Raw genomic sequence first — 19556 nt, 5'->3', positions numbered from 1 at the left:
ACGTTAATTAACTTTTGCGTGTTTCTTTTCTCGCCCTTACTTTTGCCCTTTCCCTTCTCTTTACAAAGAAGATGTAATAGCCTGTAATGGGTAGACTTGCGCCCACAAGAGAAAAGAAACAAGTGAATATTTTCGACCAGATGCCCCAGTAATTCCCTACATGCAGGCTATATACCCATGCCCACACTTTGGTTGTTCCTTCCTGATCTTTAAACAGAGTGATTTTTGTTATCTCTCCGGTGTTTTTATCAAAGTCATACTTATCAGTGGCACGCGATGTGACGGATGACTTCAGATGTACTGTTGCTGATTTGTCCTGTACTCGGATGTATTCATAATCCGGATTGGCTGCTTTTAATCTATTGAATACTGTTTGCCAGTTTGCTACATTTAGTTCTTCTTTTTTACCTTCCTTACCTCTTCCTCCGCGGCTACCTCCTCCGTGTCCATGTTCCTGAGGTGCTTCCACTCCAAACAACTTAAATACTCCGTTTCTGTACCACTCGAAAGACCACACCATTCCTGTAAGGGCACATATCAGTAACACCAGACAGGCATACGCTCCCAGCACATTGTGCAGATCGTACCATAGACGCTTCCCTCCTTTACGAAACTGAATTTTGAAACGGCTCTTATTTAGTCGCCGGGGCATCCATACTATAAAACCGCTGATAAGAATAAATACGAATATCAAAGTAGAAATACCTACTGTATATTTTCCCCATGTGCGTCCGCCGTCCAATAACCAACGGTGAAGCGACATAATGGTAAAGAACGGGCTTTCCCTGAATTTATACATTCCGGTTACTTCACCTGTATATTGGTTTACAAACGCCGATATGCGGAAGCCTTCTTTGAGGGTCATTGTATAGGTACGCTCCGGATTGTCCGGTATCTGTACACTGGCCACAGTATTGCTGTCCAGTTGAGCATTTACCATTGGTATCAGTTCATCCAATGGTATAGGATTACCTTTTACCTCTTTTACAAAATAATGAGAAGGATTCGAAAGTTGAAGTATTTCATCCTGAAATACAAGTATTGCTCCGGTAAGACAAACTATTGTGATGATGATTCCCACCGGAATCGAAAGCCACTTGTGTAGCTGTTTGAGAAATTTACGCATAAATGTATTTCTGTATTCTAAAAAAAAGTTCCGATGGATTGACTATCAAACAATTCATCGGAACAACTATCATCAAAGTTAAGTAATTCTTTAATCTATATCTTTTTGAGAATTGAAGCAGATTAAATCAACTATCATCTCTGCAAATTTCGGACTAATTGTAACAACCTGCAATCCCAATAAATAATGATTTTCTTATTGTTCCGTAATCATAAATAGTGATTCGTTTTAGAAGCGGTATGATACTGTTGCTGCAAAATTACGCGGGTCAATCTGGTTGATAAAACCTCCGCGGAAATATGAATTATATCCTACCTCATCAAATATATTGTTGAAGAACACACGGGTAGTCACCTTGCCGTAAGTATAAGCTAGCTGAGCATTTACAGTTGTGTAGGCTGGCATATCGAAAGGTTTTGTCCCGGTAAGTGTGCCTTCATGTCCATTTGGTTTCAGCGAGAAGTCATCCACAGGACGCTTGCCTACATAGTAGGCGCCGAGGCCAATAGATAAACCTTTCAGCGGACTTCTGTCCAAAGTGTAGTATACCCATCCGTTTGCCGTATGTTTAGCTGCATTTATAGGTGCAGACCCTTCTTCGTATGAAGGACTATTCTTGTATTTGGCATTCGTATATGAGTATCCCAGCATTACCTGCAAATTGGTAAGTATACGTCCGCTTAATTCCACTTCTATCCCATTTCTCTTCAGGTCCCCTGCTTTGTAATAGTAGCCTGTTGTTTCCTGAGTTCCTGTTTCTTCATTATATACGTATTCCGAGTTGGTGAGATTGTCGGTAAGTATGTCGAAATATGTAAAGTTGAAGCGCAATCTTTCATTCAGCCAGTCCGATTTAATACCGAATTCCCATTGTTTTGTTTTAGCAGGGCCTGCAAGGGTTACCCTGTCTTCCAGTATATTTGCTGCATTTCTGAGGTTTGTACTTGTAGTGTACGACCCGAATACATTCATATTCTTTATAGGGGTTACCATTACTCCTACCATCGGGTTCCATGCATCTTCTGTAGTTACACCACCACCCGTATTATTCGTAGAGATAGAACTGTAACGAAGTCCCAAAATTGCTTTTACATAATCGTTTATAGTCATTACCTCCTGCGCCATAATGCCATATGTAGAATAGTATGTATCAACAGGCGAATTTGGTTTTATATATTTTATGATGGAGTCCTGACTTACGTCATTCGGTATAGAAGGAGAATTTACGATATCTATATTTCCTAACGAATAAGACGAAAAGCTGGTGGTGGATACATCCGCTGTTCTGTAGTCGAACCCTAGCTGGAATGTATGTTTCACACTTCCTGTATAGATGTCTTTACCGACCAAGTCGAGTTGGAATGTTGAATTCTTGTCATCTCTCATGCTTCTTGTCAATGATCTACCCCTCACATTATAATCATTCTTAATCGCTTTTGTACCTATCGAGGTGTTCAGATTGTCAAATTTGTAAGAAGATCCGAAATAAGCAGCCCTAACGCTCACTTTATCCGCAATCTGGCGTGTTATACGAGCTGCATATGTAAGTGTTTTTGTGTTTATATTATCTGCTTTGGTACCAAGGAACTTATCGTGAGGTATCTCGTACATCGCTTCTGTACCGCCGTCGGCGAGATTTATTGCACTCGAAACCGGAGTTCTGTCATCATTCATATAATCCATCTCGAGAGTTACTGTGGTTTTTTCATCAGGTCTCCATTCCAATGATGGATTGATATACACCTTGTTCAAGGAAACGATCGGGCGATAATTATCCGAACGCTCATAAGCGCCATTCAATCTAAAAGCAACAGTCTTTCCTTTGTCCAGTACAGACTGTACGTCGAATGTAGGTCGGAACTGTCCCCAACTACCTGCACGCACACCAACTTCTCCTCCATTTATAAACTTAGGAGTCTTTGTTACAACATTGATTACACCTCCTGCATTTCCTATATCGGTAATCACCCCTTGTGTAATCGCTGCAGAGCCTTTTATCATCTGAATGCTTTCTACACCTTGCATGTCGGTAAGGATTGATGCCGTCTGAAACTGAGAATCTGTTCTGACCCCGTTTTTCAAAACCGGAATGCCTCGAAAACCTCTGCTGGAAAAACTTTCTTTCACTCCTCCGTATGAGCCGAAAAGAATAACACCCGGAACATTTCGTATTGCCTCGGTCACGGTCAACGCACCCTGTTCGGCTATCACTTTATCCGAAATAACCGATATACTTTGTATTTGCTCGCTTGGGCGAAGAGGCATACGTGTAATCGCATCCAGCTTTTCAGGTTGTTTATATCGTTCACCGAATACTTCCACTTCATTCAGATTGGTATTTGGTACCATATTAAATTGAAGATGTATTTCCTGATCATCAGAAAGATTTACCTTTTTTTCATTATTGTTATAACCTACAAAACTCACCTCTACAGTAAGTTCTCTTTTAGGCAGGCGTACGAACCTGAATTTTCCTTCATTATCAGTGGAAACTCCTTTTTGCAATTCTTTAATAACAACAGTAGCCGAAGCTAAAGGTTGTCCATTATCATCAAGTACTCTTCCCTTTATCGTCTGTGCAACAACAAAAGATATATTGAGAATAAGTAATAGGCTTAGAAAAATAATTTTCCTCATAAGTTTATTATATATTTTGTATATGTGTGAATAGATAAATGTAATCGAGGGCAAAGGTCCTGATTATTGCTTAGGCTGGCAATCGCAAAAAATAATGATAATTTTATATAATTATCACAATAAATAGGGATTGATGGATGTATTATTTTCCGTAGGGTTTATCTATTTGTAAAGATTGAATGGTTGATCGTGTTAATTTAATTAACAAATAATTTGCTTATCGGAGATTTATCTTTAAAATGCTCTGTCTGAAGCAATACTTTTCTTCCGGTATGTAAAAAGTGTCTGCCTCAACAGGTTAAATTGCATGCAACTTAATATATAAATGCTATTTGTTTTATATATTTGCCTGTTTATTATACCCATAAAAGGGTGGTTCTATATTTGAAGAAAACTATTATGAGTGAACAAAACGATATATCAATACTAGAGAAGATAAATTACCCCTCCGACATGAAAAACCTGAGCATCGAAGAGTTGGAAACTCTTTGCTCCGATTTGAGGAATTTTATTATCGACCAACTAAGTAATAATCCGGGGCACTTCGGTTCCAGTCTGGGTACAGTAGAGTTAACCGTAGCCCTCCACTATGTATATAACACCCCGTACGACCGTATCGTTTGGGATGTCGGACATCAGGCTTACAGCCATAAAATACTCACAGGGAGAAAAGATAGATTTCATACTAACCGTCAGTTTGGAGGCTTAGCCGGATTTCCCAATCCGAAAGAAAGCGAATACGATGCTTTTATAGCCGGACACGCGTCCAATTCCATTTCAGCGGCATTAGGTATGGCTGTGGCTTCGGCCCTGAAAAAGGAGGACAGGCACGTGGTAGCAGTTATCGGTGATGGTTCCATGACCGGAGGATTGGCTTTCGAGGCATTGAATAATGCAAATTCCCAGCCTAACGATATACTTATTATCCTTAACGATAATGATATGGCTATCGACGATAATGTCGGCGGAATACGGGATTATCTGGTAAAGATGACAACCTCTCCGGCTTATAACCGTGTGAGGAATGATGTTTATCAGAAATTTAAGAAAGGGAACCTCATTACGGAAAAAGGCAAGAACTTTATCCTCCGTTTTAATAATAGTCTGAAATCCTTGTTGACTAAACAGCATAATCTGTTCGAGGGATTTAATATCCGTTATTTTGGCCCCGTGGACGGACATGACTTACGTGGTTTGGTACGTATTTTACAGAACATTAAAGATTTGAAAGGCCCTAAAATGTTGCACATACACACTGTAAAAGGAAAGGGCTTCAAACCAGCGGAAGTATCCGCTACCGTATGGCATGCTCCCGGGAAGTTCGATAAAGAAACCGGAGAGCGGATTGTTGTAAAATCGAAAGACCAGCCGCAACTATTTCAGGATGTATTCGGCCATACACTTGTAGAACTGGCGCAGCAGGATGAAAAAATAGTAGGTATTACACCGGCTATGCCAACAGGTTGCTCCATGACGTATATGATGAAGGAGTTTCCCGACAGGGCTTTCGATGTCGGCATTGCCGAAGCCCATGCCGTAACTTATTCCGCCGGACTGGCAAAAGAAGGTCTTCTGCCATTTTGTAATATATACTCATCATTTATGCAGCGGGCTTATGATCAGGTGATACATGATGTTGCCTTGCAAAATCTGCATATGGTAATGTGTCTCGACAGAGCCGGGCTGGTAGGAGAGGACGGACCTACTCATCACGGGGCATTCGATCTTGCATATATGCGTTGTATTCCGAATCTTGTGATTGCCTCGCCATACAATGAGCATTATCTTCGCCATTTGATGTTTACGGCAGCTTATGGTTATGATGGGCCATTCGTCATCCGTTACCCGAGAGGGCAGGGCGTATTATGCGATTGGGAATGCAAAATGGAGAAACTGGAAATAGGTAAAGGTCGAAAACTGAAAAACGGTAAAGATCTCGCAGTACTCACAATAGGACCTATCGGGAATGCAGCCAGAGAAGCTATAGCTGTGATAGAAGGTGAGGGATATTCCATTGCCCATTACGATATGATATTCCTGAAACCAATAGATAAAGCATTACTGAAAGAAGTAGCCGAGAACTATGAGAATGTTATGACTATAGAGAATGGCGTCGAAAACGGAGGCTTGGGCAGCGCTGTGCTTGAATATTTTTCGGAGAATAATTATCATAATATAAATGTTACGCGTGTAGGTTTGCCTGATGAGTTTGTAACTCATGGTTCAATAAAAGAGTTGAACAAGCTTTGTGAAATAGACGCTCCGGGATTGGCAAAACGTATGCACGAAACATTAATCCGGTATAATGTCGTACCTCAGCAACATGTGGATATATATAAATAAGAGAAAGTATTTAATGCAATTTTATTATAACTAACTCTTGTTGTTATAAATAAAAAAGTAACAATTAACAATTGACAACGCGAAGGCGGGTCAAACAGGTCTGAGACTTTAAATAGATAATATGTCTATGAGAATTGTAATCGCAGGAGCAGGAGCAGTGGGCACACATTTGGCAAAACTATTATCGGTAGAAAATCAGGATATTGTACTGATGGATACCGATAAAGATAAGCTCAATTTCTCAAATACAAATTTGGAAATGATGACTATGGCCGGATCGTGCACATCACTAAAAGACCTCACAGAAGTGGATGTTGAAGAAGCCGATCTGTTCATAGCGGTTACACCCGATGAGTCTGTCAATATCACAGCGTGCATGTTGGCCTCGAATATGGGGGCAAAGAAAACGTTCGCCCGGATAGATAATTATGAATATCTTTTACCCAAAAATAAAGAGTTCTTTGGTAAACTGGGGGTGAATTCGATGGTCTATCCCGAAATGCTGGCTGCCAAAGAAATCGTTTCAGCTCTGAAGCGCCCGTGGGTGCGCCAGTGGATAGAGCTCTGCGATGGCAATATTATTCTGGCCGGAATTAAAGTCCGGGATAATTCCGAACTTGTAAACAAGCATCTGTATGAATTGGGACAGGAAGATAAGATATTTCATATCGTAGCCATCAAGCGAAAAAATATAACCATCATACCCAAAGGCAGTGACCAGGTGCTGTCCGGTGACATTGTCTTTTTCACCGTCACAAAAGACAATATAGGCGATTTGCCTAAAATCGCGGGTAAAGCTACTTTTGATGTAAAAAACGTGATGATAATGGGCGGTAGCCGCATCGCTATCCGTACCTGTCAATATTTACCCGACTCCACTAATATAAAGCTACTGGAATCAGATAAGGAAAAATCCTATCAGCTGCTGGAAAAACTGCCGAAGAATGTAACCGTCTACCATAACGACGGACGTAATGCCGAATTCCTTTTACAGGAAGGTATAAAAGATATAGATGCCTTTATTGCTGTTACAGGAAATTCAGAAGCCAATATTCTGGCTTGTATGGCAGCAAAACGTTTTGGCGTGAGAAAAACAGTGGCAGAGATAGAGAACATGGATTATATCTCGATGGCTGAAAATCTGGATATCGGCAGTATTATCAACAAGAAGCTTATTACCGTGAGCAATATTTACCGTTTCTTGCTCAGCGCAGACGTATCCAATGTGAAATCTTTGACTGTAGCCAATGCCGATGTCGCTGAAATAATAGCCCGGCCAAATTCACGGATAACCAAGAAAGAAGTAAAAAAAATTATATTGCCCAAGAATGTGACTTTGGGAGGACTGATTCGCAATGGAGAACCAATGATGATTGACGGGGAGACCATGATCGAGCCTTACGACCATGTAGTGGTTTTCTGTCTCGAAGATTCGTTGCGCGAAGCAGAAAAGCTATTCCATTAATCAATATCTAATGAGCAATTTCAATTATCGTTTTGTATTAAAAACTATAGGTTTCTTACTCATCATAGAGTCTCTGTTTATGATGGCGGCAACTGTTGTTTCGTACTATTCGCATGAAATAGCAGGCGATGCGATTTTGATAAGTTCTACGATAACTTTCTTTGCAGGCGTATTCCTTCGCTTATCCGGGACCGAAGACTATGTTAAACCGATAGGAAAACGTGAGAGTTTTCTGATGGTAGCCATGTCGTGGATCGTCCTTTCAGCCTTTGGTATGCTACCATTCTACTTTAGTGGAGCAATACCGAGCATCAGCAATGCTTATTTTGAAACAATATCCGGTTTTACGGCAACGGGTGCGACGATACTTACCGATATAGAGAGCATGCCCAAAGGCCTGCTTTTTTGGAGGAGTATAACCCAATGGATGGGAGGGCTGGGTATTGTGGTCTTCGTTGCCACTATTTTGCCCATGGGAGGCAATGCTTCTGTGTTGTACGATGCTGAGGTTACGGGGATCGGGTATGACCGTTTTCGCCCGCGTATCTCTCAGATAGCCAAGCGGCTCTGGATGGTCTATATATTCCTTACAGGTATACTTGTCCTATTGCTGTGGTTGGGCCCGATGAATATATTTGACTCTGTCTGCCATGCTTTCACTACTATCTCTACTGCCGGATTTTCTACTAAACAGGATAGTATCGCTTACTGGAATTCTGCTTACATAGAGTATGTTATTACCATATTTATGTTTATAGGCGGTATTAACTTCCCTCTCATTTACTTCTTTATGAAAGGCGATCCGAAAAAACTCCTCAGGAATGAGGAGTTTAAATGGTATGTTCTGATCATTCTTATCTTTGTATCCATAATCGCTGTCGGACTATATTCTTCGGGAAAGATAGAAGGTGTGGAAAGAACATTCCGCACATCTCTGTTTCAGGTCGTTTCTATACTTACAACTACCTGTTTTTCTACGGAGAACTTCATGAATTGGGGAGCATTCTATCAGTTTGTGGTAGTCATCTTTATGCTTTTCGGGGCATGTGCCGGTTCCACTGCGGGCGGTATCAAGATAGTGCGTATCATTATCCTTTTCAAGAACTCCATCAATGAATTTAAACGGCAGGTACACCCGAATGCTATACTCCCCATCCGTCTCAACGACCGGGTGATATCCATCGATATTGTCACAAAAGTACTGGCCTTTATATTCCTTTATCTGGGGATACTCATCATCAGTTGCCTGCTCCTGTCTTTGTCAGGTATGGAATTCGAGAATTCACTGGGGGCTGCTATTTCCTGTATAGGGAATGTCGGTGGCGGATTGGCTGAGATAGGCCATAACGGGCATTTTTCAGATGTGCCTACGGCTTCGAAATGGTATCTTTGCTTTCTGATGCTAACAGGTCGTCTGGAATTGTTTACGGTACTTTCTTTATTTATGCCTGCTTTCTGGAGAAGATAATAACCGATTCTATATAAATGAAAAAACACTGCACTTTTCTTGCCGTAATATTCTTTGCCTGCACCGCTATTGCGCAAGAACAAAAAGTCAGCTTCCTCTTTGCCGGAGATGCCATGCAGCATAAAGGGCAACTCGATGTGGCGAAGACAGGTGAAGGCTATGACTATTCTCCATATTTCCGGTATGTAACAGATGAGATCAAACATGCAGATATCGCGGTTGTCAATCTGGAAACCACGTTACCCGGTGAAAGATATACGGGTTATCCCCGGTTTGGCTCTCCCGACGAGTATGCGTACGCATTGAAAGATGCCGGATTCGATATATTTCTCTTGTCGAACAATCATATTCTGGATAAAGGGAAAAAGGGTTTGGAGCGTACCATTACAATACTGGATTCGATAAAGGTAAAGCATACAGGGGTTTTCGTCAATGAAGAAAAACGGGACTTATACTACCCCCTGATGATGATTAAGAACGGTATCCGTATCGCTATGTTAAACTATACCTATGATACAAACGGATATACTGTAACAAAACCCAATATTGTCAATTATATCGATAAAAAACAGATACTGAAGGATATTGAACAGGCTAAGATAATGAAAGCGGATATCATTATAGCTAACATGCATTGGGGTATCGAATATGTACTGAAACACAATAAAGAGCAAAAAGAACTTGCCGATTTTCTTATCAGTAATGGGGTACGCCTCGTTATCGGTGGCCATCCACATGTGGTGCAACCTATAGATATACAAAAAGAAGGCGATGAGATAAAGAATGTTGTCGTGTATTCGATGGGGAATCTTATCTCTGCCATGAAACCTGTAAATACAACAGGTGGCATGATGGTAAAGATAGATATAAGCAAAGATGGGAATGATCCTGTCAGAATAAACTCCTGTTCGTACTCTCTTGTATGGGTCAATAAATTGATGAAAGACAAGGATACTCCATCCTTTTTCGAACTGCTCCCCGTAGCCTCTTTTGATAATGAGCTGGGGCGAGAGAAACTCGGAGAGGTGTCATTTCTTAAGATGAAGGCTTTTGCGACCAATGCGAAGGATGCAATTGAAAGCCTATGGAAGAAGGACTAGGATTTACGATATACTGAGCTGAATCTTAATCATTTTGAAAAAGTTTATCTATATAGGTAAGCTGATAGTCTTTAGCTGTTAGCTTGTAGCTCTTTGAAGTATTGGTATAAGTAATAAGTTTTAAGTACTAAGTTGAAAGTTATATGAGATACGAGTAGACAAACACAAATTGTTTACTGCTATCTGTTTACTGTTTACTGAAAAAGGTGTAACCTTTGTTACCTTTTATTTTTTAACCACAGAGTAAACGGAGTAGCACGGAGTTTTTAGAAGAAAAAGTGACAATAAAAATTGTGTAAAAAGTCGTCAGGTTTGTCAGGTTTGTCAGGTTTTGTACATAAGCTATCGGCTAACAGCTATCAGCTAATAACTAAAAATGCGTTACCTTTATTACCTTTTAACAAGTAGTAAGTTGAAAGTTATATGAGATACGAGTCGACAAGACGCGAGATACAAGTTGCTAACTGTTTACTGACGAGATGCTTCGCTTTGCTCTGTAAGACAAGCTAATTATTAATTATTCATTCTTAATTCTTAATTGTTTTCCGTGTTACCTTTTAACTATATGTAGTTAACGAAAGTGAAAACGACAAGGTGAAACAAAGAAAAAGTTGTCAGATGTGTCAGGTTTTAATACTATGTAGTTAATAAATGTAAATTTTGATGGTGGTTATTGCTGCCAATTTTCGTGCGTTTACAATGGCAATTTGCTCTGAACATGATATTATTGGATAAAAAATTCGGATATTTGTATCTCAAAATACACAAAAATGAAGGAAAAACTATTTATTTACCAGGTACTTCCCAGACTATTCGGAAATAATAAAGACATAAACAAAGAAAACGGTACGCTGGAAGAAAACGGAGCAGGCAAATTTTCCGCCTTCGACAACAAGGCACTGAAAGAGATAAAAAAAATGGGATTTACCCATATATGGTACACAGGGATATTGGAGCATGCTTCCAAAACAGATTATTCTGCACATGGCATATCTAAAGATAATCCGGACGTAATAAAAGGTAATGCAGGGTCTCCTTATGCAATACGCGACTATTATGATGTGTCACCCGATCTGGCCGATGTGGTTGAAGACAGAATAGCTGAATTTGAAGAGTTGGTAGACAGAACTCACAAGAACGGTATGAAAGTGATAATAGATTTTGTGCCAAATCATGTTGCACGCCAATATCACTCGGATGCCAAACCCCCGAAAGTAAAAGATTTCGGAGAGAATGATAATCCCACAATTGCATTCGACCCTGATAATAATTTTTATTATATACCAAATCAAAAACTGGAATTGCAGTTTCCTGTCCAGCAGGGAGATGGCGCTTACGTGGAATATCCGGCAAAAGCGACAGGAAATGATTGTTTTACAAATAAACCCGGAATCAATGATTGGTATGAAACCGTAAAACTCAATTACGGTGTGGATTATAATCATGGTAAAACCAATTGTTTTATGCCTGTTCCTGATACATGGCTAAAGATGCAGGATATACTACTGTACTGGACGTCGAAAGGAGTTGACGGATTTCGCTGCGATATGGCAGAGATGGTACCGGTAGAGTTCTGGAACTGGGTTATTCCTAAAGTCAAGGCAAAAAACAAATCACTGATTTTTATTGCAGAGGTGTATAATCCTGCGCAATATCAGAATTATGTGCACTGGGGTTTATTCGACTATCTGTATGACAAAGTCGATCTGTATGACACCCTTCGCGATGTTATCTGCGGATATAAGCCGGCCTCTGAAATTACTTTTTGCTGGCAACGTATCGGGGACTTACAACCAAAGATGCTAAATTTCCTTGAAAACCACGACGAACAGCGTATAGCATCCGATTTTTTTGCCGGAGATGCATTCAAAGCTATACCGGGTATGATTACGGCAGCTACTATGTACACCAATCCGGTGATGATATATTTTGGGCAGGAGTTGGGTGAGCGCGGTATGGACAAAGAAGGTTTCAGCGGGCTCGACGGGCGAACTACCATTTTCGATTACTGGTCGGTAGATTCTGTGCGGAAATGGAGGAATAACGGTTCCTTTGGCAACGGAAATCTGACACAGGGGCAAGTGAAATTGCGCAAATTCTATCTCCAGCTAATACAAATAGCGAGAGAAGAAGAAAGTATCAGTTCGGGTAAATTCTTCGACCTGATGTATCATAATTATGAAAATCCGGAATTTGATTCCACAAAACAATATGCGTTTCTTCGCTCATGTAAAAAAGAATTTATACTGGTGGTTGCTAATTTTGCGCCGTATGCATCGGAAATATCAGTGCATATTCCGTCAGAAGCATTCGGCTATATGGGTATTGAACCGCAGAGAATAAAGAGTGCAAAGGAATTATTTTCAAAGAAGAATATTCCACTAAGTTCGCGCTGGGATAAAGCCCTGTATATTAATGTGGAGGCCTGCTCGGGCATGATAATCAAATTTTCTGTCGGACAATAGACCGCTGTTAAGACTGTATGAATATCTTTCTGAACTCTGGTTTGAGATAGATTTTTGTATTTTTCTTATCGGATTAATGATTACCCAAAAGAATAAGTGCCTAAAAGTGGCGGGAAAAGGAAGAGGGAGAAGTATAAAGGTTTTATAAGATATAATTTCGGTAAAATTTAAGCAGTTACTACTCGTTAGAGTGATTTGTTTTTGCTAATTTTACGGCTTATTACAAAAACAATAACCTATATTTATTAAAAGATTAACGAAACAATGGAAAGTAGTGTACCTTTCAAAATTTTTTCGGGAACAAAATCCCGTTATTTAGCTGAAAAAATCTGTACAAGTTTAGGATGTCCTCTTGGTAAAATGAACATCGAGCGCTTCGCTGACGGCGAATTTTCTGTCTCTTATGAGGAGTCGATCAGGGGTTGTCAGGTATTTCTTGTACAATCTACATTTCCGTCTTCGGATAATCTTATGGAACTTTTATTGATGATAGATGCAGCCAAAAGAGCATCTGCACATTCTATTATCGCAGTCATCCCTTATTTTGGGTGGGCCAGACAGGATCGTAAAGACAAGCCCCGTGTATCTATAGGAGCCAAACTTATTGCAGACATGCTTGCTGCATCAGGTATAAGCCGACTGATAACTATGGATTTACATGCTGATCAGATCCAGGGATTTTTCAATGTTCCGGTCGACCATTTATATGCCTCGGCAATATTTGTAGACTACATCAAAACATTGGATCGCGAAAACCTTGTTATTGCGACTCCCGATGTAGGAGGTACTAAGCGTGCCAGTTCATATGCCAAATATTTCGGCATGCCTATGGTTATTTGCTACAAACTGCGCAAAAAAGCGAATGAAATATCAGAAATGCAGATCATAGGAGATGTTGCAGGCATGGATGTCTTGCTTGTGGACGATATTGTGGATACTGCAGGAACAATAACCAAAGCTGCGGATATTATGATGGCCAGCGGAGCACGCTCGGTACGTGCTATTGCCAGTCATGCGGTGATGTCTGACCCTGCTTCGGAACGTGTGGATCAGTCAGGGCTTACCGAAATGGTATTTACCGATAGTATTCCTTATTCTAAGAAGTGCGAAAAAGTTGTTATTTTATCGGTAGCCGATGTCTTTGCTAATGCTATACGACGTGTACTGTCGAACGAATCTATCAGTTCCTTATATGTGTTATAATTACTTTAAGGCTGATTAATAAATCTTAAAAGAAAGGGAGATTAGCTAATCTCTCTTTTTGTTTGCCCTAAAATTCGGATAGCAAATTTGTATATATCATCAAATAAAGATACTTTTGCAACTTACAATAAAATTGTTTTACAAAATACAATAATGAAAGTTCATCACGAAGGACGCGGCGTTTTAACAACATACCTTATCATATTGGTTCTGCTAAATGGAGCTTTGTGGTATTTTTTTCATCATTCCGTTCTATCTTATCTTGTGGGAGGGGTATCTCTCGTTCTCTTCCTTATTGTGTTAAACTTTTATAGAAGTCCATATCGGCGATTCACCGGAAATACGGATGATATTATTGTTGCTTCGGCAGATGGGAAAATTGTAGCTATAGAAGAAGTATACGAAGGTGAGTATTTTAAAGATAAGCGAATAATTGTTTCCATTTTTATGTCACCGTTCAATGTTCATGCGAATTGGTATCCGATAAATGGAAAAGTACTGATGTCTAAGCATCATGACGGCCGCTTTATGGCTGCTTATCTGCCAAAATCGAGTACGGAAAATGAACGTTCGACCGTTGTTATGGAAACCGAGGACGGCCGCCACCAGATACTTTTGCGCCAGGTTGCAGGAGCCATGGCCCGCCGTATTGTTACATATGCGCAAGTAGGAGAAATCGCCCATATTGATGAGCATCTAGGTTTCATTAAATTAGGTTCCAGGGTGGATGTATACCTTCCTTTAGGGACCGAGATATTAGTAGAAATGGACCAGAAGGTAACAGGTAACCAAACTGTTATCGCTAAATTCAAATAACAAAATGAAAAGACATATCCCTAATGTATTTACTTCCTTTAATTTATTTTCCGGTTGTATTGCCACAGTGATGGCCTTTCAGGGAGAATATACATGGGTTGTTGTATGGGTTATAGTAGCTGCTTTCTTTGACTTCTGTGACGGTTTCTCGGCCCGCTTACTGAAAGCATACTCTCCTATGGGAAAGGAGTTGGATTCACTGGCCGATATGGTTAGCTTCGGTGTGGCGCCAAGCATGGCTGTATTTCACTTCTTATCGGAGAATACTATTCGCATTTCTCAAAATCCGGTTATTATAGAATATCTGCCATATATGGCTTTTTTACTGGCTGTCTTTTCCGGGTTGAGGTTAGCTAAGTTTAATATAGACAAACGCCAGTCAGACTCTTTTATAGGTCTGAATACACCCGCGAATGCCATGTTCTGGGTAAGTTTTTGTTATGGACTCACTCACGATGCTCCAATGATCACACCTTTGTTGATGTATACCGTTTTGGCAGCTATATTGGTTTTCTCATCACTGATGGTCTCCGAGATTCCTATGTTTTCTCTGAAAGTAAAAAGCATAAAGTTTAAAGGAAACGAATATCGGTACTTTCTGATCGTGTTTATGATCGCTTTGGTCGCTTATATTGGAATATTGGGGATTGCCGGAGGGATATTGCTATATATAGCTATGTCAATCATTAACAGCCGGAAACAAGCGGAATAAGGCTGTGGTATTTATTTTAGATGTATTTTTCATCGCATTTTTTGCTCAAAAGTTTGCTGGTTTCAGTAAAAAGCAGTAATATTGCAACCGATTTCGGGATAACCGCCGAAAATCAGGTCCTATAGCTCAGTTGGTTAGAGCATCTGACTCATAATCAGGGGGTCCCTGGTTCAAGCCCAGGTGGGACCACATAGAAAATGAAAGACTTGCAGTAAAATGTAAGTCTTTTTTATTGCCTGAATTTTGCTGAATTTACTAGGTTTTCAAGGGGCGAGGTAAACCATACTACAAACCCTTTCCTGACTCTATCAAACAATTCATTATCTCTCGCTAACCGTCTTTCAAAATCCCTGCGTTGCACTAAAAAACTAGCAGTAATTGTTATGCTTTTATTAGATTCATTTAGAAATAGAGCCTGATAAAAGAAAATATTATTAAAAAAGCAACAACTTTAAAATATTATCGGACGCTAAAACGTCTGTAATAATAAGCACGATTTAATAATTTACACAGGATATGATTAAGACTATTGCAATAATAACAGATAAAGGGACACCCGGGAAGGAAATAAAAGAGAATATGCAAGTAAATGTATTCAGGTTGGAAAACGATAAAGTATCCGGTTATGAGAGTATAAAGCTAAGGAGTAGCGACACCGGTAGCTTTTCGAAGCTGTTAAAGATAAAGGAGATCAGCCTGATTTATATAGATTCTATGGGCAATGAACTAAAACGCCTGCTGCAAATATTAGGTATACATGTAAAATGTAAGGAAGAATGGGAAGGAGACGAGTTTATCCGAAAATTTGTTTTTAATATATAATTCTATCGAAGGGAAAAGTCTGTATCAAAATAATCTGACTTCATTGGGGAAATAATATTCTGATATAGAATCATTCCCAATGAAGTCAGATTTATTATATTGGTTATTATTTACTTTAAGTTATAAACCACTGTTAGAACAGAGTTCGGTGTTACAAAAATAGAATTACCCGTATCTTTAACACTTTCTTCCTCCAAATCCTGAGTCTGACTGGTAGTATATATTTTTATCGATTCTATTTCCGCATTAGCCAGCTTGGCTCTCACGTCATACCGATTTGCAGATAAATTAGTGTACACTGCCACCACTTTCTTTCCATCCGGCGAAACATATGCGCTTCCGAATAATTCTTTTGATGTATTCTTCATTTCCAGCTCTACACGTTTATAGTCAGGACGTATAAACAAGCTATAGTTACCAAGCACCCATAATGTTTTGGTTGCAGCATGAGTCCCGCTTTGGGTAATATCGCCATAATCGCCTCCGGCAGGAGTTACCTTTATCAATAAGAATCTATTCTTATGGCTCCAGCGCTCCAGGTCGATACTTGTCCAATAAGACCATGAGGAAACATTGGCATATACAAGGTCGCAATGTATAACCTTCGACATATACAAGGCTATATCCATATATGAAGCATTGTCGAAACCAACAAACTCACTGCTGCTGTATCCGTCGCCAAGCATGCTCCATTCAGTCTGGTAAACTTTCAGTCCGGCGGCACTGGCTTTCGTTCCAACGGTGGTTCTTACATTTACAAGGTTTTCCCAGTTACCATCGGTCCAATAGCTATGACCGGCAACAATAGGAGCTACATGCTTCAAATCTCCTACATAGCTTGATGATGCATTGTCGAACAAATTATATATCACATTCTTTCTTCCGTTATCATTATCGGTTTCATATAAATAATTCCAGGCGGCAGCTTCTGCCAATAATATCTTTGTATTAAGCCCTTTGTTCTCTATGGCATTATTAAGTTCTACAGAAAGTTTCTTAATTTCACTGTTTTGCCAGCCTGAACCTTCCTGTCCGCTTTCCCAGTTGTATTGAGGCTCGTTTACCGGACTTATATAATCAAAGTCGATTCCCTTATTGGTCTTGAAATAATCTATTGCAGAAACAATATAATTGGCAAAGTCGTCATAAGCATCATCTTTCAGATTGGAATATGCTCCCGATGCAGAAAAGCCTTTTCCATTACGGGTAAGATATACCGGAGGAGTATTACTGAACATTACAAACTGTTCGCAACCATAGCTCTTTGCTTTTTCGAGGAAGTATTGTTGTCCGGCTTGCTTTGTCCAGTCTAACGTTCCATCAGTCGGGTTCATGAAAGATTCTGCCCGTCTGGTAACTTCTTCTATTCCACTGGCTGCACCTTGTTGTGCAGTACCTCCTCCCAGATTGAAACGCCATCCGGACAGTCCGATACCATCCGGCTTGCCGCCTGTAATATTATTAGAGAATAATAACTTAGCAATATCCTCTTTCTCGGTCTCAGTCCAGTAAGTGCCGATATAGTTAGGTGCCCAGCAATCGGAGGCCGCAAAACTTTCGATGGTCTGATATGTTGTACTGAGCGATATGGAGACATTTTCATTGCCTTCTTCTGTTTCTTCACCTGCTCCGGTATCCGGCGCAATGGTTGGGGTGGGATCATCATTACATGAAATGCATGATAGAAACAGACACATAAATAAAAACAGCTTTATAATCTTCATGATGTCATTAATTAATAAATTAAAGATATAATAGTGTGCTCTTTATTTGAAATTATAAAGAATTAAGAGCACACTATTTTTGTCTGATATATAAATCAGAAATTAGGGTTTTGCGCAATACTTCCTTCCGACAAAAGAACTTCAGTATTAGGAATAGGGAATAATAAATCCCTGTTTTCCTGGAATGTTATCCCTTTGTTGCTATTTTCAGTCTGATTTGACAATTCATATTCATCAGTGGATTCATACAAGTTGTATCTGACAAATGTTCCGTTTTGACCGAAGACATTGCAGATAGCCTTTTTACCGTTGTCGTCTGTCCAACGGCGAAGATCGTATAAGCGATGGTTTTCAAGGGCTAATTCCAGGCGTCTTTCCAGTCTTATCGCATCTCTAAGGGCAGTACCCGATGATGTTACTTCCGGTAATTCTACACGGTCGCGTACTCTTTTCAATGCTTTACGCGCGTTTTCATCATGTCCTTCTTCATTTGCTGCTTCAGCATACATCAATAATACATCAGCAAAACGAAGCAATCTGTGATTCAGATTGTTATGATTAGCATCATATGGGGTAGTACGCTGAGCGTGAGGAATATAATATTTCCTGTTTATACGTGCCGATTTATGTTTAGACGGAGTTATCAGATAGTCTTTGCCTTCATCTGAATCGTCTCCGGCAACATCATCCCCATTCTTTACAATAGTCCAGCGAAGACGTTCTGTATCTCCCGCATCTAAGAATGCTTTTTCCAGATTACTGGTCGGTAAGCCCCAGGACCATCCCGAATCGTCACGAGAGCCGGTAAACACAGGCAGCCTGCCTCCTAAGTTGTAGCTGATGTCGGAATTGAATTGTACTTCGAAAAGTGATTCTACGCTATTGTTATGATCTATAGACCATACATCCTTAAAGTTGGTACATAAATCATATTCCTGTGTATCTATCAATTCACCCAACAGGCTTTCGGCTTCACTGTATTTGCCCTGATATAGATAAGCTTTACCCAGATATCCCATAGCAGCACCTTTTGTAGCCCTGCCAAGGTCTGATGAACTATACTCGCTTCTCTTAGGTAATCCGGCTACAGCATCTTTCAGGTCCTGCTCTATCTGAGCATATGTTTCATCAATGCTTTTACGCTGGATTCCGTGTACCTCTTCAGGCATCAGCATATCCAGCACTACAGGTACTCCTCCATAATTCTTTACTAAATCGAAATAGAAGAATGCGCGAAGAAATTTAGCTTCAGCTATCATTCTTGTGCGGAGAGTCTCATTTTTAATCGGAGCATCTGCAACCCTGTTTATTACAATATTACATCTTAATATACCTTTATAGCGGTATTGCCAGAAATTTGATATAGGCCCGTCAAATTTAGGGTTTCCGTAATGACCCATTCTAAGCCAGTCACTCTGCGACTGGGTTGTATTACCCAACCAAAGGTCGTCGGTACACATATCGAATCCTACATAAGGAGCCTGAATCTGCCACCAGTCATCGAAGAATATAGCCTGGTAGCATCCTGCCACCTGCTTTAGACACTCTTCTTCAGTTTGGAAGTAAGTATCAAGATTCTCCTGTCCTAATACAGGCCTGTCGAGAAAGTCGGAACAACTTCCCAATGAAAGTATTAGAGCCCCGCCAATAAATATTTTTAATATATTTTTCATTG

13 protein-coding genes and 1 tRNA gene are annotated in these 19556 nt (G+C 40.0%); 10 read left to right on the top strand and 4 right to left on the bottom strand.

The features are described 5' to 3' along the window. Positions 1-7 precede the first annotated feature (7 nt). Both IR083_RS16940 and IR083_RS16935 read right to left on the bottom strand, forming a co-directional pair. The gene (locus IR083_RS16940; RefSeq protein WP_194225205.1) at positions 8-1126 is read right to left on the bottom strand and encodes a PepSY-associated TM helix domain-containing protein; all 1119 of its coding nucleotides are present in this window, start codon (positions 1124-1126) and stop codon (positions 8-10) included. A 228-nt stretch (positions 1127-1354) separates the two neighbouring features. Further along, positions 1355-3763 carry a TonB-dependent receptor gene (locus IR083_RS16935; protein WP_199343244.1) on the bottom strand — a complete coding sequence of 803 codons (2409 nt, stop codon included), beginning with the start codon at positions 3761-3763 and terminating at the stop codon, positions 1355-1357. A 399-nt stretch (positions 3764-4162) separates the two neighbouring features. On the opposite strand from IR083_RS16935, the gene dxs reads away from it, so the two are divergent. From dxs to IR083_RS16885, 10 genes are all read left to right on the top strand, one after another. After that, the gene (dxs, locus tag IR083_RS16930) at positions 4163-6106 is read left to right on the top strand and encodes a 1-deoxy-D-xylulose-5-phosphate synthase (RefSeq protein WP_006800989.1); all 1944 of its coding nucleotides are present in this window, start codon (positions 4163-4165) and stop codon (positions 6104-6106) included. A gap of 127 nt (positions 6107-6233) precedes the next feature. Then, a complete protein-coding gene (gene trkA, locus IR083_RS16925; RefSeq protein WP_006800990.1) occupies positions 6234-7571 on the top strand; it encodes a Trk system potassium transporter TrkA in 1338 nt (445 codons plus the stop codon). Positions 7572-7581: 10 nt separating this feature from the next. Then, positions 7582-9039: a TrkH family potassium uptake protein gene (locus IR083_RS16920; protein WP_006800991.1), complete on the top strand. Its 1458-nt coding sequence runs from the start codon at positions 7582-7584 to the stop codon at positions 9037-9039. 17 nt (positions 9040-9056) lie between these two features. After that, complete coding sequence (locus tag IR083_RS16915) at positions 9057-10139, top strand: CapA family protein (RefSeq protein ID WP_194225204.1); 1083 nt, start codon at positions 9057-9059, stop codon at positions 10137-10139. Positions 10140-10909: 770 nt separating this feature from the next. Beyond that, on the top strand, positions 10910-12604 hold the full coding sequence (locus IR083_RS16910) for an alpha-amylase family glycosyl hydrolase (protein WP_194225203.1): 1695 nt from the start codon (positions 10910-10912) through the stop codon (positions 12602-12604). Positions 12605-12868: 264 nt separating this feature from the next. After that, a complete protein-coding gene (locus IR083_RS16905; protein ID WP_006800994.1) occupies positions 12869-13807 on the top strand; it encodes a ribose-phosphate pyrophosphokinase in 939 nt (312 codons plus the stop codon). Positions 13808-13960: 153 nt separating this feature from the next. Further along, positions 13961-14623: a phosphatidylserine decarboxylase family protein gene (locus tag IR083_RS16900; protein WP_006800995.1), complete on the top strand. Its 663-nt coding sequence runs from the start codon at positions 13961-13963 to the stop codon at positions 14621-14623. A gap of 4 nt (positions 14624-14627) precedes the next feature. Beyond that, entirely contained in the window at positions 14628-15335 is a 708-nt protein-coding gene (locus IR083_RS16895; RefSeq protein ID WP_006800996.1) for a CDP-alcohol phosphatidyltransferase family protein, read from the top strand. Positions 15336-15450: 115 nt separating this feature from the next. Continuing rightward, a tRNA-Ile gene (locus tag IR083_RS16890) sits at positions 15451-15524 on the top strand. 327 nt (positions 15525-15851) lie between these two features. Beyond that, complete coding sequence (locus IR083_RS16885; protein WP_006800997.1) at positions 15852-16157, top strand: hypothetical protein; 306 nt, start codon at positions 15852-15854, stop codon at positions 16155-16157. 110 nt (positions 16158-16267) lie between these two features. Here the strand turns inward: IR083_RS16885 and IR083_RS16880 are convergent, their stop codons facing one another. Then, a complete protein-coding gene (locus tag IR083_RS16880) occupies positions 16268-17881 on the bottom strand; it encodes a glycoside hydrolase (protein ID WP_194225202.1) in 1614 nt (537 codons plus the stop codon). 95 nt (positions 17882-17976) lie between these two features. Continuing rightward, the gene (locus tag IR083_RS16875; RefSeq protein ID WP_194225201.1) at positions 17977-19554 is read right to left on the bottom strand and encodes a RagB/SusD family nutrient uptake outer membrane protein; all 1578 of its coding nucleotides are present in this window, start codon (positions 19552-19554) and stop codon (positions 17977-17979) included. Positions 19555-19556: the final 2 nt, after the last annotated feature.

This window comes from Dysgonomonas sp. GY75 (assembly GCF_015234155.1).
Taxonomy (GTDB): Bacteria; Bacteroidota; Bacteroidia; order Bacteroidales; family Dysgonomonadaceae; genus Dysgonomonas; species Dysgonomonas gadei.
Note: the sequence above shows the minus strand (reverse complement) of the source record. Positions and strands in the feature narration are given on the sequence as shown.

Bases quoted from the DNA above. Each gene is read 5' to 3' on its own strand.
- IR083_RS16940 (WP_194225205.1), bottom strand. From the start codon at position 1,126: ATGCGTAAATTTCTCAAACAGCTACACAAGTGGCTTTCGATTCCGGTG.
- IR083_RS16935 (WP_199343244.1), bottom strand. From the start codon at position 3,763: ATGAGGAAAATTATTTTTCTAAGCCTATTACTTATTCTCAATATATCT.
- dxs (WP_006800989.1), top strand. From the start codon at position 4,163: ATGAGTGAACAAAACGATATATCAATACTAGAGAAGATAAATTACCCC.
- trkA (WP_006800990.1), top strand. From the start codon at position 6,234: ATGAGAATTGTAATCGCAGGAGCAGGAGCAGTGGGCACACATTTGGCA.
- IR083_RS16920 (WP_006800991.1), top strand. From the start codon at position 7,582: ATGAGCAATTTCAATTATCGTTTTGTATTAAAAACTATAGGTTTCTTA.
- IR083_RS16915 (WP_194225204.1), top strand. From the start codon at position 9,057: ATGAAAAAACACTGCACTTTTCTTGCCGTAATATTCTTTGCCTGCACC.
- IR083_RS16910 (WP_194225203.1), top strand. From the start codon at position 10,910: ATGAAGGAAAAACTATTTATTTACCAGGTACTTCCCAGACTATTCGGA.
- IR083_RS16905 (WP_006800994.1), top strand. From the start codon at position 12,869: ATGGAAAGTAGTGTACCTTTCAAAATTTTTTCGGGAACAAAATCCCGT.
- IR083_RS16900 (WP_006800995.1), top strand. From the start codon at position 13,961: ATGAAAGTTCATCACGAAGGACGCGGCGTTTTAACAACATACCTTATC.
- IR083_RS16895 (WP_006800996.1), top strand. From the start codon at position 14,628: ATGAAAAGACATATCCCTAATGTATTTACTTCCTTTAATTTATTTTCC.
- IR083_RS16885 (WP_006800997.1), top strand. From the start codon at position 15,852: ATGATTAAGACTATTGCAATAATAACAGATAAAGGGACACCCGGGAAG.
- IR083_RS16880 (WP_194225202.1), bottom strand. From the start codon at position 17,881: ATGAAGATTATAAAGCTGTTTTTATTTATGTGTCTGTTTCTATCATGC.
- IR083_RS16875 (WP_194225201.1), bottom strand. From the start codon at position 19,554: ATGAAAAATATATTAAAAATATTTATTGGCGGGGCTCTAATACTTTCA.